At 66.4% G+C, this 14,383-nt stretch carries 12 protein-coding genes; 5 read left to right on the forward strand and 7 right to left on the reverse strand.

Going from position 1 to position 14,383, the window contains the following annotated elements; translation table 11 throughout:
* The first annotated feature begins 161 nt into the window (after positions 1-161).
* Positions 162-1,367: a Gfo/Idh/MocA family protein gene (locus UC32_RS06630; protein WP_045730446.1), complete on the forward strand. Its 1,206-nt coding sequence runs from the start codon at positions 162-164 to the stop codon at positions 1,365-1,367.
* A gap of 2 nt (positions 1,368-1,369) precedes the next feature.
* Positions 1,370-2,398, forward strand: a complete 1,029-nt coding sequence (locus tag UC32_RS06635; protein WP_200896331.1) for a LacI family DNA-binding transcriptional regulator — start codon at positions 1,370-1,372, stop codon at positions 2,396-2,398.
* 9 nt (positions 2,399-2,407) lie between these two features.
* Here UC32_RS06635 and UC32_RS06640 read toward each other — a convergent pair whose 3' ends face one another.
* From UC32_RS06640 to acs, 5 genes are all read right to left on the reverse strand, one after another.
* Positions 2,408-3,211 carry a DeoR/GlpR family DNA-binding transcription regulator gene (locus tag UC32_RS06640; RefSeq protein WP_045730447.1) on the reverse strand — a complete coding sequence of 268 codons (804 nt, stop codon included), beginning with the start codon at positions 3,209-3,211 and terminating at the stop codon, positions 2,408-2,410.
* Positions 3,212-3,268: 57 nt separating this feature from the next.
* Positions 3,269-4,192, reverse strand: coding sequence for a carbohydrate ABC transporter permease (locus tag UC32_RS06645; RefSeq protein WP_045730448.1), 924 nt, complete (start codon positions 4,190-4,192; stop codon positions 3,269-3,271).
* Positions 4,189-5,160 (reverse strand): carbohydrate ABC transporter permease, encoded by a 972-nt coding sequence (locus UC32_RS06650; protein WP_045730449.1) that lies wholly within the window; start codon positions 5,158-5,160, stop codon positions 4,189-4,191. Before UC32_RS06650 ends, UC32_RS06645 begins: the two co-directional genes overlap by 4 nt.
* Positions 5,161-5,297: 137 nt before the next feature.
* Complete coding sequence (locus UC32_RS06655) at positions 5,298-6,608, reverse strand: ABC transporter substrate-binding protein (protein WP_045730450.1); 1,311 nt, start codon at positions 6,606-6,608, stop codon at positions 5,298-5,300.
* Between the two features lie 207 nt (positions 6,609-6,815).
* Positions 6,816-8,840, reverse strand: a complete 2,025-nt coding sequence (gene acs, locus UC32_RS06660) for an acetate--CoA ligase (protein WP_045730451.1) — start codon at positions 8,838-8,840, stop codon at positions 6,816-6,818.
* A gap of 403 nt (positions 8,841-9,243) precedes the next feature.
* On the opposite strand from acs, the gene UC32_RS06665 reads away from it, so the two are divergent.
* From UC32_RS06665 to UC32_RS06675, 3 genes are all read left to right on the forward strand, one after another.
* Positions 9,244-10,647 carry a hypothetical protein gene (locus tag UC32_RS06665; RefSeq protein ID WP_045730452.1) on the forward strand — a complete coding sequence of 468 codons (1,404 nt, stop codon included), beginning with the start codon at positions 9,244-9,246 and terminating at the stop codon, positions 10,645-10,647.
* Positions 10,648-10,733: 86 nt separating this feature from the next.
* Complete coding sequence (nth, locus tag UC32_RS06670) at positions 10,734-11,528, forward strand: endonuclease III (protein WP_045730453.1); 795 nt, start codon at positions 10,734-10,736, stop codon at positions 11,526-11,528.
* A 16-nt stretch (positions 11,529-11,544) separates the two neighbouring features.
* Positions 11,545-12,222: an NUDIX hydrolase gene (locus tag UC32_RS06675; protein WP_045730454.1), complete on the forward strand. Its 678-nt coding sequence runs from the start codon at positions 11,545-11,547 to the stop codon at positions 12,220-12,222.
* A 75-nt stretch (positions 12,223-12,297) separates the two neighbouring features.
* On the opposite strand, the gene UC32_RS06680 is transcribed toward UC32_RS06675, so the two are convergent.
* Both UC32_RS06680 and UC32_RS06685 read right to left on the reverse strand, forming a co-directional pair.
* Positions 12,298-12,489: a YegP family protein gene (locus UC32_RS06680; protein WP_015938321.1), complete on the reverse strand. Its 192-nt coding sequence runs from the start codon at positions 12,487-12,489 to the stop codon at positions 12,298-12,300.
* Positions 12,490-12,655: 166 nt separating this feature from the next.
* Positions 12,656-14,383 (reverse strand): bifunctional 3'-5' exonuclease/DNA polymerase, encoded by a 1,728-nt coding sequence (locus UC32_RS06685; protein WP_045730455.1) that lies wholly within the window; start codon positions 14,381-14,383, stop codon positions 12,656-12,658.

Here is a 14,383-nt window from a genome sequence, read left to right on the forward strand (position 1 = left end):
AAGAGATTAAATTTGGTGCCAATACGGCTTGATTTTTGTTCCATGGCGTTGTTGACTCGAGTAGAACGGCAACGTCCTCGTCCCGGCAGGGCGGGAAACGCTTACCCCATTCCTCTTTCGCGCCGCCACCGGCGCACCCCACTCCACACAGAAGGAAAACAATGACGTTCTCAATCGGCATCGTTGGCGCCGGCCAGTTCGGCGGCCAGTTCGCCCACCTGTTCAACCTCCACCCCGGCGTCAAGGAGGTGTACGTCGTGGACGAGCGCCCGGAGCGGGCTGCAGAAGCGGTGGACCGCTATGACCTGGCCGGTATCAAGCAGGACTTCGAGGCCCTCCTGGCCTCCGATGTTGACGCTGTGGCCATCTTCACCCAGCGCTGGACCCACGGTCCGCTGGTCGAACAGGCCCTCCGCGCGGGCAAGCATGTCTACTCGGCCGTGCCCATGGCGGTGACGGAAGAAGAAATCGCCCGCATCATCGACGCCGTCCGGGAGACCGGCCTGGTGTACATGATGGGGGAGACCAGCTATTACAACCCCGCCACGGTCTACGCCCGTGAACAACACTCCGGTGGCAAATTTGGGCGGATCTTCTATGCGGAAGGTGACTACGTCCACGACATGGACCTGGGCTTCTACGACGCCTACCAGTACAGCGGCGGCGACCGCTGGAAGGAAACGGCCAGCTACCCGCCCATGCTGTACCCCACCCATGCCATCGGCGGCGTCCTCGGCGCCCTTCCGTCGCATGCGGTCAGCGTCAGCTGCTTCGGCGTGAAGGACGACCGCAATGACGGCGTCTTCGACAAGGACGTCAGCATGTTCGGCAACGACTTCTCCAACGCCACGGCCCTCTTTGAATTGAGCGACGGCGGCGTGATGCGCACCAACGAAATGCGCCGGGTGGGTTACCCCTCCCACATCCGGGAATCCCGTTTCCGCTTCTTCGGAACAGAGGCCAGCTTCGAGCAGCTCGCCAAAGTCGCGGTATGGCAGGACAAGAAGAACGTCCACGACATCTCCGAGCAGATGGAGACGCGGCCCAGTATTCCGCTGGACGATCCGTCCCTGGCCAACGTGGCACCCGGACTGCGTGATGCGTTCGTATCAGGGCTTGCTCCCGTGCATGACGCGGGCCGGCTGCCGGAAGAGTTCCGCGGCGCCCCCAACGGGCACGAGGGAAGCCACCACTTCCTGGTGGACGACTTCGTCACCGCCGTCAATGAGGGAACGCTGCCTCCGGTCAATGCCTGGGTTGCCGCACGCTTCACCCTTCCCGGGATCGTCGCCCACGCCTCGGCGCAGCAGAACGGGGAGCGGCTTCCCATCCGCGACTTCGGCGACGCCCCGGCAAGCCCGCAGTAGGCATGTACTCCATGACCACTTCGGCTGTGCCGGGGCCCCGGGGGCCTGTGACGCGTAAGGATGTTGCGCGGTTTGCGGGGGTTAGTACTGCCGTGGTGAGTTATGTGGTCAATGGTGGTCCGAAGCGGGTGGCGCCGGCTACTGAGGCGAAGGTCCAGGATGCTATCCGGCGGTTGGGGTACCGGCCCAATGCTGCGGCGCGGGCGTTGAAGCTGGGTTCCAGTGAGACGATCGGGCTGGTCATTCCGGATAACAGCAACCCGTTCTTTTCGTTGCTGGCCCATGCGGTGGAGGAGGCCGCGGCCGGGCTGGGGTATGCCCTGGTGCTGACCAACTCGGACGGGAACGTGGCCAAGGAGCGCCGGAACGTGCGCAACCTTGCGGCCCGGCAGGTTGATGGTGTGATTGTGTCGAGTGTGTTGATGGAGCCCGGCGCGGCGGATTTCGAGTCGGCGGAAGTGCCGGTGGTGTTGTTGAACCACAGTGGCGAGGCGCCGGGGTTCAACAGTGTGGGGGTGGACCTGGTGGCCGGTGCGCGGGCTGCGGTGGAGCACCTGGTCGGTCACGGGCACACCAGCATTGCCCTGGCCATGGGAACGAACACCGGTAATTACTATGACGGCCGTGAGGAGGGCTGGTTGCAGGCCCTGGCCGCTGCCGGCCTGCCGGAGGGGCCGATTGTGCGGACGCCGTTCACGCGGGAGGGCGGTTACGCGGCGGGCAAGCGCCTGCTGGCCGCGGCGGAGCGGCCTACGGCTATTTTTGCGACGTCGGACCTGCAGGCCGTGGGGATCCTGCGGGCGCTGCATGAGGCGGGCCTGTCCGTTCCGGAGGATATGGCGTTGGCGTCCTTCGACGGTTCGGCGGAAGCGGAGTACAGCTGGCCGCCCCTGACCACGGTCAGGCAGCCGGCCCAGGCCATGGCCGAAGCCGCCGTCAACGCCCTCATCGGCACGGGCCGGGGCAACACCCCCGAGCACCTCATCTTCCCCGCCGACCTTCAGGTCCGGCAATCCTGCGGCTGCCCCTGAGTATCTGCTTTAGGCTGGCTGGCCCAGGGCAGGTGCAAGCCGCAGCCTGCCAACCCTGTCCTGCAGGACGCGCTGCGCATCAGACCCGAGCCCGGAGTCGCTGATGACCTCGTCCACGTCGTCCAGGGAGGCAATGGAACTGATGCCCAGCACGCCCCACTTGGTGTGGTCCGCCAGCACCACGGTCCTGCGGGCCGCGGCCACGAAGGCCCGGTCTGTCTCGGCTTCCAGGAGGTTGGGGGTGGTGAAACCGGCTGCCGAGTCCATGCCGTGGACGCCGAGGAACAGCAGGTCCAGGTGCAGCTGCTTGAGCGCGCTCGTGGCGATGGGTCCCACCAGGGCGTCCGAGGGCGTGCGCTGGCCGCCGATCAGGATCACTGTAGAGCTGTAGCGGGCCGGGCCCGTGGAAGCGGCGTGGTGGAACAGGTCGGCGATGCGCACCGAGTTGGTGACCACCGTGATGGGCGGCCCGTTGACGAGTTCCTTGGCAAGCGCCCAGGTGGTGGTCCCGGCGCTGAGGCCCACAGCCATGCCCTCCTGGACCAGCGCCGCCGCCTCCACCGCAATGGCCCGTTTCTCCGCTGTCAGCTGGGTGGACTTCTGCTCGAAGCCGGGCTCGTGGGTACTGGCATCGCCGGGCAGCTTCGCCCCGCCGTGGATGCGCTCAAGCTTGCCGCCTTCCTCTAGCAGTTCGATGTCCCGGCGGACCGTCATCAGCGAGACGCCCAGTTGCTGGGCGAGGTCCGAGACGCGGACAACCCGTTCGCGCTGGACGACGTCCACTATTGCCTGGTGGCGTGCTGCGGGGAGCATGGAGATCCTTTCGTGCTGCGGTGGGGGAGCGGCCTCCCCGTCACCTTCCATGATGGTCTACCCCTTGCTGGAACCAAGAGTCAGGCCCGCAACAAACTGCCGCTGCAGGAGCAGGTAGATCACCAGCGTGGGGATGACGGTGATCACCGCGCCCGCCGCCAGCAGGTTGTAATTGCTCAGGAACTCGCCCTGCAGGTTGTTGATGGCTGTGGTGATCGGGAGCCGGTTGCCGCTCTGGATGAAGATCAGGGGCCAGAAGTAGTCGTTGTAGATGAAGATGACCTGGAGGGTGCCCAGCGCCGCGAAGGCCGGCCGGCAGAGCGGCATGATGATTTCCCGGTACTGCCGCCAGATGCCGGCGCCGTCCACCAGGGCCGCCTCCGTCAGGTCCGCAGAGAGGGCCTTCATGTAGTTGGACAGCACGAAGGTACAGAAACCCATCTGGAAGGCGGTGTTGACGGCGATGACGATGATGTAGGTGTTCAGCATGTTCCCGGAGTCGCTGAACGAGTAGGGCACTTCGAAGTGCTTGGCCATTTCGAACAGCGGTGCGGCAAGGACCTGCGGGGGAAGCAGGTTGCCGGCGGTGAACATGATGAGCAGCGTGACGTTGAACTTCCAGCTCACCCGGCTGACGGCAAAGGCCATGAGGGAGGCGAGGAAGAGGGTCAGCAGCACGGCGGGGACGGTGATGATGACGGAGTTCCAGAAGTACGTGGCGAACCCGCCCTGTGTCCAGGCCTGCACGAAGTTGTCGAAGTTGAAGTCACCGGCGAAGCTGAAGTACCCGTGTTCGTTCGTGGACGCCACCGGGCGCAGCGCCGTATACAGCGACCAGCCCAGGGGAACCAGCCACATCACCGCCATGACCAGCAGGAAGATGTGCGTGCCGTAATGGCGCTTGGGCCGGCTGCCGGTGCGCGGAGCGGCGCCGGCCGGGGTCCGGCCGGTGCGGACAGTGGGTGCTGGGGTGGTGCTCATGCTCTGTTCTCCTTGCCAAAGGTACGGCTGAGGTAGAAGACGATGGGGACGAGGGAGATGACCAGCAGTACCACCGCCAGGGCGGAGCCGACGCCGATCACCTGGCCTTCGCCCACGAGGTTCTGGATCACCAGGGCGCTGAGCATCTCCAGGCCGTTGGTGCCGCGGTTGATCACGTACACCACGTCAAAGGCCCGCAGGGATTCGATGATGGTGATCACCACAATGACGATGTTGATGGGGCGCATGGCCGGGAACACCACCCGGAAGAAGGTTTGGTAAGCGTTGGCGCCGTCAATCGAGGCCGCCTCCCTGAGGCTGGGGTCCACGCCCTTCAGGCCGGCCAAGTAGAGGAGCATGACATAGCCGGCGTGCCGCCAGGTGGCCGCGATCATGGCTGCCCAGATGTTCACGGATGAGTCACCGAACCAGTCGACGGCCTGGGGTGTCCCGGCAGTGCCGAGGAGGAAGTTCAGGAGGCCGTTGTCGCGCTGGTAGAACAGCTGCCAGATGATGCCGATGAGGGCCAGGGAGAGCATCACGGGAGCGAAGAAGATGCTCTGGTAGATCTTGCTGCCGCGGATGTTCTGGTCCAGCAGCACCGCCAGCAGGAGGCCGAGCGGCGTAGCGATCAGGGCCAGGAAGAGGAGCCACATGAAGTTGTGTTGGACGGCCGGCCAAAAGGGCGGGTAGTCCTGGGTGATGTACTGGTAGTTTTCAGTGCCGGCGGGCCGGATGTCGGCCAGGTCCAGCCCGTTCCACCTGGTGAAGCTGAGCCCGATGGACATCAGCGTCGGCAGCCATACCAGGGCCAGTTCGATCAGGGTGGGGATCCCCACCATCAGCGACAAGACCACTTTGTCCCGGCCGGTCAGGCGCCGGACCCGGCCGCCCCTGGTCCGGCTGATCCGGCCGCCGCCGGGTTCCTGCGCTTCCGGCGGGATCAATTCTTGCGCGGTGCTGCTCATGGAAATCTTCCCTCTGCTGGTGGGACGCCGCTGGGGCGGTGTTGCTGGGTGGGGACGCTGGAAGGGGACGGACGACGGCGGGCGTGCGCCGCCGTCGTCCGTCCTGCAGTGTTGCGGTGCCGGTGTGCGGTGGGCGGCTACTGCGCGGCGTAGAGGGTCTTGGCCTGTGCCTCGAGGTTTTTGACGTCCATCTTGCCGTCCTTGATGAAGCTCTGCAGGGCAGGAATCATCACGTTGTTGGCCATGGCCGGCAACGCGTCACGGTCGAAGAACTGGCTGATGTACTTCGCGTCAGCGATGGTCTCGGCGCACTTCTTGTTCAGCGGGCTGAACTTGGAGGTGTCGGTGCCCTTGGCGGTGGCGATGTTGGAGGCATCCACTGCGGCGTAGGCGTCCTGCGCCTCGGGTGTGCCCAGGTACGCCATGAAGTCCCGCGCAGCCTTGTTCTCGCCGCCCTTCTTGGAGAGCAGGAGGCCGTCGATGGGGGCTTCGACGGCGTCGCGGCCTTCCATGGCGATCTCCGGGAAGGGGAAGAAGTCGATGTCGGCGAGCACTGCTGCATCGGTGAACTGCTGGGTGACGAACGAGCCCAGCAGGTACATGCCGGTCTTCTTGGCTTCAAGCGACTTGGCAGCATCCTGCCAGGTCTGGCCGAGGGCGCCGGGATCCTGGAACGGCAGCAGCGCGGACCAGGTGTCAAAGACGGCGCTGACCTTCTGCTGGTCCCAGGATTCCTTGTGCGCGCACAGGTCCACATGGAACTGGTAGCCGTTGAGCCGCATGTTGATGTAGTCGAAGGTGCCCATGGCGGGCCAACCGTCTTTGTCCGCGAAGCCGATGGGGATGATGCCGTCTCCCTGCATCTTCACGGCGAGGGTCTTGAGGGCATCGAAGGTTTCCGGAACCTCGTAGCCCTTCTCGGCCCACAGGCTCTTCCGGTAGAAGAACCCCCACGGGTAATTGTAGTTGGGCACGAAGTACAGCTTGCCGTCGGGCCCGGTGGAGGCCTTCTTCAGGGCATCGGAATAGTTGGCGCCGATGGTATCCCAGACGTCGTCGATGGGAGCCAGGAGTCCCTTGCCCGCGTAGTACTGCATCCGGTAGCCGGCAAACCAGGTGAAGGTGTCATCCGGGGAGCCCTGGAGGTAGGAGTTGATCTTGTTCTGGAAGTCGTTGTGGGGGACCGTGTTGGTGGTGACCTTCTTGCCGGTCTTGGCCGTAAAGGCATCGGTGACCGCCTGGTAGGCCCGCTTGGGCACGTCGTCGGAGGAGCCGGAGCCGAAAGTCAGTCCGCCGGAATCGGTACCTGTTGCGGACGGGGCGCTGCCGCCTGTGCAGGCTGCGAGGAACGGGATGCCGGCCAGGCTGGCTGCGCCAACGCCGGCGGTCTTGAGGATGCTCCGCCTGCTCGGGAAGGCAGTTGCGGACGCATCAAACGGTGAAGCCATGTTCTCTCCCTTGAGTAATAGCAGCATGTGAGGCACCTCACATCAGTTCGACTATAACCTCGCAAAACAGAACATGGAAGAACGCTTAATAACACTTTTGCAATTGTTATTTTTGAATCGTCACAAACGCGGGATGGCCCCGTTTATCCCGGGATCACGGGATAAACGGGGCCATCTGGCGGTGCTACGGCAAATACTAAGCCGGTGTTACTTTCTGAGCGACTGCGCAATCTGCTGCATGATCGTGGGATCGGCCAAGGTGGTGGCGTCACCCGGGTCACGGCCCTCGGCGACGTCCTTGAGGAGGCGGCGCATAATCTTGCCGGAGCGGGTCTTGGGCAGCTCCGGAACCACCAGGATGTTCTTGGGCTTGGCGATGGGGCCGATTTCCTTGCCCACGTGGTTCCGGAGTTCCTGGACGGTTTCATCGCCGTTGTTAGCGGCGTCGCCGCGCAGGATGACGAACGCGACGACAGCCTGGCCGGTGGTCTCGTCCGAGGCGCCCACGACGGCGGCTTCGGCCACGGCGGGGTGGGAGACCAGGGCGGACTCGATCTCCGTGGTGGAGAGGCGGTGCCCGGAGACGTTCATGACGTCATCCACCCGGCCGAGGAGCCAGATGTCGCCGTCCTCGTCCTTCTTGGCGCCGTCCCCGGCGAAGTACATGGTCTCGAACCGGGACCAGTAGGTGTCCTTGAACCGTTCGGGATCGCCCCAGATGCCGCGGAGCATGGCCGGCCAGGGTTCACGGATCACCAGGAAACCCCCGTGCCCGTCCGGCACGGACTCACCCATCTCGTCCACCACGTCCACGGCGATGCCGGGCAGCGGGACCTGCGCGGAGCCGGGCTTGGTCGCTGTGACGCCGGGCAGCGGCGCGATCATCTGGGCGCCGGTTTCGGTCTGCCACCAGGTGTCCACGATGGGCGCCTTGTCCCCGCCGATGACCTTGCGGTACCACATCCAGGCCTCGGGGTTGATGGATTCACCCACGGAGCCGAGGACCCGAAGGGATGAAAGATCGTACTTGTCCGGGATCTCCCGGCCCCACTTCATGAAGGTGCGGATGGCGGTGGGGGCGGTATAGAGGATGGAGACCTTGTACTTTTCCACGATCTCCCACCAGCGGCCCTGGTGCGGTGAGTCCGGGGTGCCCTCGTACATGACCTGGGTGGCGCCGTTGATGAGCGGTGCGTAGGTGACGTAGGAGTGCCCGGTGACCCAGCCGACGTCGGCCGTGCACCAGTACACGTCCGTCTCCGGGTGCAGGTCGAACACCGCCTTGTGGGTGTACGCGGTCTGGGTGAGGTACCCGCCGGTGGTGTGCAGGATGCCCTTGGGCTTGCCGGTGGTGCCGGAGGTGTAGAGGATGAACAGTGGGTGCTCGGAATCATGCCCGACGGCGGTGTGCTCGTTGGACGCTTCACCGACCGTTTCGTCCCACCAGTGGTCGCGGCCCTCGTGCCAGTCCACGTCCTGGCCGTTGCGCTTGACCACCACCACGTTCTGGACGGTGTGCCCATCGCCGTTTTCCTTAGAGGACAACGCTTCGTCGACGGCCGGCTTCAGCGCGCTCGGCTTGCCGCGGCGGTACGTTCCGTCAGCTGTAACCACCAGTTTGGCTTCAGCATCGTCGATGCGTGAGCGCAGGGCATCGGCTGAGAAGCCGCCGAACACCACCGAGTGCACAGCGCCAATCCGTGCGCAGGCGAGCAGCGTGATGACCGCCTCGGGAATCATGGGCAGGTACACAGCCACGCGGTCGCCCTTGGACACGCCGAGCGATTCGAACGCGTTCGCAGCCTTCTTTACTTCCTCGGTCAGCTCAGCGTAGGTGTAGCTGCGGCTGTCGCCCGGCTCGCCTTCGAAGTGGATGGCGACGCGGTCGCCCAGGCCGTTTTCCACGTGCCGGTCCAACGCGTTATACGCGGCGTTGACTTCGCCGCCCACGAACCACTTGGCGAACGGCGGGTTGGACCAGTCAAGGGCTTCATCGAAGTCCTTGCCCCAGGTGAGCAGCTCGCGGGCCTGCTTCGCCCAGAAAGCCGGCCGGTCGGCGTCGGCCTCTGCATAATCGCCGGCCTTGACCACTGCATTGGCCGCGAACTCCGGCGTAGGCGGGAAGGTCCTGGTCTCATGCAGCAGGTTTTCAAACGCGTCGCCCTGCTGTGCACCCTGTCCTGCCGGGGCAGCGGGAACGGTGGCCGTGGAGCTTGGAGTGTCCTGGGACATGTGAACCTCATCATTCATCGATCTTTGCTGCGCGGGATGCAGGCCACGGCCGGGCCCGGCCGCAAGCACGACACCGGGCACCGGCCGATCACGGACATACCGCAAAGAGCTGTTCCGGAATACACACTAACCCGTGCCGGCACGGCCATGTGTGCCTTGTCACAGTTGTGCCCGCCAGCGGCATTTTTTGTGCGGTGAATGGTTTCCGGGCCGCTTGCGGGAGGTCTCCCCGCCGCCGGTTCAGCTAGTGATCAGCCGGGCTGTTGACTAGGCTGAGATGGAATTGTGACTTTACTTCGGGCCCGCGGGCCGGGCTCCGTGCCCGGCCGGGGGAACGGTGTTTCGACGGCACATCGTGGATCGGCCCAGGCCGTTTCCGTGCCGCCATGCTAAGGAGAGCAGAATGAACCAGCCCAGCTACGGCCAGAAAACCGGCCCCGCCACGGAAACGGGTGCCGGCCAGACCGGTGCCCCCGCGGCAGGCCAGCAGGCCGCGCCCAAAGGCGCCGGGACGCCGTTCCGCCTCGCCAAGGATTCCAACCAGGCAGTGCTTGGCCCCTTCACGGTGCGGGACCTGACGGTCTTCGTGGCCACCCTCGTCCTGTTCGTTGCTTCGCTGCTGCCCATCTTCGGCGCACGCTACAACCTGTGGAACCTGAACAACCTCTTCTTCCTGGGGCTCGGAATCCTGTTGCCGCTGATAGTCAGCGCACTGTTCGCTGCCCGCCGGTTGGCGCCCGCAACGAAGATCCGCATCGGTTCCCTCTCCATTGACCAGTTCGCTTCGGTGTCCGCGTGCTTTGCTGTGGCGTTCTTCTTCATCTCCGTGGCCGGGGCCTACGTTCCCAGCCTGCTGGTGGGCCTGATCGGTTCCGTCATCCTGTTTGTCGCCACCGTCCTGGGCCGGTTCGTGCCCTATCTCTCCAGTGACTTCCTGGGCCGCGCCGAGGAGCCTGCACACGTGGCGGCCCGTGAGTCGGCCGTACCCGCACCGGCACCCCGCGCCCCGAAGCAGCCCAAGCCCGATGCGGCGGCAAAGACGGGATCCCACCCGGAACCGGATTCCCACCACAAGCATGAAGCCCCGAAGTCCCGGCTGGGCGGCAAGCTGTTCGGTGGCGCCGGCGCCGGATCTTCCGCGGTAACGCCCGGATCCCCGCACCAGACCCCTGAGCCTTCGCATCACACGCCGACGGCGGCCACCGCACCGGCAGCGCGCCCATCGGACGCTGTGGCACCCGCCACCGCCGCTGTTCCCACCGCGGCTCCGGGCCCGGCAGCAACAGAAGCAGATGCCGGCACTGCCGTGTCCACCGCCCCTGAAGCAACCGACCACGCCCCCGAGGTGGATGCCGGCCCGCCAACCCAGGCCGCCGACGTCGTTCGCCCTGCTGCCGCGCCGGCCGCAGAGGAAACGCAGCGCGCCAACGTCCCGGCCGCCTCCGCGGGCCAGCAGGCGGCAACGCACGACGCCGGCACTTCCCCGGCTGCGTCCGCTCCGCAGCGCACGTGGGAGCCGCCGGCTGCCACCGCTGTGCACCAGCAGGTGCGGGTTGAGGAACCGATCGGCGCCACCGTCGATCCGTCCAGCCACGACGAGGACGAGCATCCCCTCCATGAGGCCTTCTGGTTTGCCGTGGCCCAGCACCGCACCGCGTTCGATCCGCACAGCGGTTCCCCCGCCTTCGTCATTGAGCCCGGCGGCTGGGTCCTGGCACTGGAAGACCGCGGGCACGAGTTCCTGGTGCAGCACACTGACGGACGCCTGGGAGTCCTCCGCGACCTCAGCAACATCGAGCGCGGCTAGCCTCCATGGCCGCGTCGCGGGGCGCCGGAAAGGGTGCGCAGGCTGGGGCTGGTGCGCATGCTGCACCCGCCGGGCAGGCTGCAGGCATGCCGGTGGTATCTTCCGAGTCGGCACTGGCCCTGAAGCGGCGTGCCCGGCGGATCAACCGTGCGCTGGCCGAAAAGTATCCCTACGCGCACGCGGAACTGGACTTCACCAACCCGTTTGAAATGCTGGTGGCCACGGTCCTCTCGGCCCAGACCACCGACGTCACGGTCAACCTGGTCACGCCGGTGCTCTTTGGCCGCTACCCGGATGCCCGTGCCATGGCAGAAGCGGATCCGGCCGTGCTTGAGGAAATCCTCAAGCCCACCGGGTTCTTCCGGGCAAAGTCCCGGAACCTGCTGGCCCTTGCCACGCGCCTGGTGGACGAGTACGACGGCGTAGTCCCCGGCCGGATCGAGGACCTGGTCACGCTGCCCGGCGTGGGTCGCAAAACCGCCAACGTGGTCCTGGGCAATGCCTTCGGCATCCCCGGCATTACGGTGGATACCCACTTCGGGCGCCTGGCGCGGCGGTTCAACTGGACGCAGTCGGACGATCCTGTGCAGGTGGAATCGGACGTGGCAGAACTGTTCGAACCGCGCGACTGGACCATGCTCTCGCACCGGGTGGTGTTCCACGGCAGGCGGGTCTGCCACTCCAGGAAGCCGGCCTGCGGCGCCTGCCCGGTGGCCAACTGGTGCCCCAGCTACGGGCTCGGGGAACTGGATCCGGTGAAGGCCGCGAAGCTCCTCAAGTACGAGCTCGCGCCGGGCAACGAGGCGCTACTGGAGCAGTTGCAGGCGGAAACCCACCGTGCAGCTGAGATCCGGATGGCGTCGCAGAGGCGGCCCCTGTGAGCGCCAGGGAAAACCTGTGAGCGCCAGGGAGGACCTGCTGGGGCTGGCTCGGCGTGCGGCGTCCGGGTCCAACACCACACCGGACCCTCGGTGGGCGGCCCTGACCGTCGACGAGAGGCTGGCCCGCCGTGCCGCCGTGCTGATGCTCTTCGGCGCACTGGATGACGTCCCCGCAGTTTCCGGCAAGCCGCTGGCCCCGGCCGACCTCGACGTGCTGCTGTTGGAACGGGCCCACACGCTCGGTTCGCATCCCGGCCAGGTCGCCTTCCCGGGAGGCAGCCTGGATGCGGGTGAATCCGCCGTGGACGCGGCGCTCCGGGAGGCCGAGGAGGAAACCGGCCTGGATTCGGGCGGCGTTGAAGTCCTGGGCACGCTGCAGCAGCTCGGCCTCGCCCACAGCAACTTCCTGGTGACCCCTGTGCTGGGCTGGTGGGCGTCGCCGTCGCCGGTGCATGTGGTGGACTATGCGGAGGCGGCCCAGGTCTTCCGGATCCCGGTCCGCGATCTGCTGGACCCGGACAACCGGGTGATGGCCACCGTCCACCGGGCCGGGCGTTCGTTCGACAGTCCGGCCTTCACGGTGAACGGCGTGGTGGTGTGGGGTTTCACCGGCATTGTGCTCAGCGGCCTCTTCGACCAGCTGGGCTGGTCTGTACCCTGGGACAGCTCCCGGCTGCACCCCATCGGCGTGTAGGTATTAGGGCGGCCGCGCGCGCCATTGAGCGCGGCCACCCGGCTGTTGAGGCCTTTTCCAGGCCTTATGGATGGGTCAGGCCTGCTGCTGCCGCCGGTCCACCACTATTCCGGTCGCCGCGGCCTCCCGCATCGCGTTGACGCCGTCCCGCAGCTTGCTCAAGGACTTGAAGCTTGGTGAAACGGCAACGATGTTGCCCTCTGCGTCCGTCAGCCGGAGCCGGTAGGACTCGTCTCCTGCCCGGTGAATCTCAAATCTGCCCGCCATGCCGGACCTCCCCTGGTATGCGTCGTCGCATCAGCCCGACCGGTCTGCATCAGTCGCCGCTACCGACTGTAATCCGCGTCACGCGGCGCGTCGAGCTACTGCCCGGTAGGTTACTTTCTCCGTCATATGGGTAGGAAACGGGGTTTGCCAGTCCGCGCCGGGTGGCTTACTTGGCCAGGTCGTAGGAGTCCACCACGGCCACGCTCACCGGAAACTCCACCGGGATGGGACCGAAAAGGAGGTCCTTCGCGGCGCCGGCGGCATCCTCGATCGCCCTGATGCACTCGTCCACAGCACCCGCCGGGGCATGCACCATGACTTCGTCGTGGAGGAAGAACACCAACTCCGGACCGGCACCGCCGGGCCCTGCACCGGTGCCGTGCACACGGAGGGTGCGCAGCCGCCGTCGTAATTCCGCCAGCCAGCATGCCGCCCAGTCCGCGGCCGAGCCCTGGACCACGAAGTTGCGGGTAAACCGTCCCCGGGACCTGGCGATCGACTCGGCACGGCGCTGCTCCTCGGCGGTTGCCGAACGCTGGCTTTGGTACCAGCGCTCCGACGGCGGCGGGCTGCTGCGCCCGAGACGGGTGGTGACAGTGCCGCCGGCCTCGCCCGCCCGGGCGGCCTGTTCCACGAAGTCCACGGCCCGCGGATACGTCCGCGCCAACTGCGGCATGAGGCGGCCGGATTCGCCGGACGTGGCACCGTACATCGCCCCGAGCAGGGCCACCTTGGCCTTTGCGCGGTCACCGCCGAACCCCTTGGCGGCGATGCCCGCATAAAGGTCCTGGTCCCGTGCGGCTTCGGCCATCACAGAATCCCGGGCCAGCGCCACCAAAACCCGCGGCTCCAGCTGGGATGCGTCGGCGACGATCAGCTTGTAGCCAGGGTCAGCGTGCACCGCACCACGGACCTGCCGTGGGATCTGGAGGGCACCGCCGCCCCGGGACGCCCAGCGGCCGGACACCACGCCGCCCACCACGTATTCGGGCCGGAACCTGCCGCCCGCCACCCAGGCGTCGAGCCAGGACCAGCCGTTCGCCGTATGCAGCCGCGACAGTTTCTTGTACTCCAGCAGCGGGCCGATGACCGGGTGGGGCAAGTCCTTCAGCTCCCATTTGCTGGTGCTCTTCACCTCGATGCCGTTGCGGTGCAGGGCGCGGATGAGTTCCTGCGGTGAGTCCGGGTTCAGCATGGGCGAGCCCAGCAGTTGCCGCAGTTCGGCGGCCAGGGCCTCCAGCCGTGCCGGCCGCTGCCCGACGGGCGGACGCGGGCCAAGGTAACCGGCCAGGATTTCCTCGTGCAGGTCCTCGCGCCACGGCACGCCGGCGTGCTGCATCTCGGCCGCGATCATCGCGCCCGCTGATTCGGCGGCCAGCAGCAGCTGCAGGCGGCCCCGCAGGCTGCCATCTGTTCCGGCCCCGGCCAGGGCCATCTGCTGTGCCGCGTACTCGGACCGCAGCTCCTCCGGGGTGTGGCGCAGCGGCGGCACGCTGCCCGGGTCCTCGAACAGGGCGCCCTGGTCCGCCGGGGGAGCAGGGGGAAGCAGCGATTTCGGCGGCAGGACCGGATCATCCACCGGGGTTCTGTCCGACGTGCGGGCGTACTCCGTGTGGGCGGTGAACTGCGAAAACGCCAGGATGTTGCCACAGAGCGTGAGGTCGTAGCAGCGCTCCAGCTCGACGCCGGCCCGCAGCAGCGCCGGGTACCAGTCCTGGGTTCGGTGCCAGATCCAGCGGGGCGGCCGGGGGCCGCTTTCCATTTGGCGGACGACGGCGGGAAGGTCGCCGGTGCTGACGACGCTTACTCCGGGATTGGACGGCGCGGGTTCGCCCGCCGGAGTGAGTTCCTGCAACGTGGCCCCGGAGGGGTGGGCGGCGAGCAGGACATACAT

The sequence above is a fragment of the Pseudarthrobacter chlorophenolicus genome, assembly GCF_000962805.1.
In the GTDB taxonomy this organism is placed as follows: Bacteria; Actinomycetota; Actinomycetes; order Actinomycetales; family Micrococcaceae; genus Arthrobacter; species Arthrobacter chlorophenolicus_A.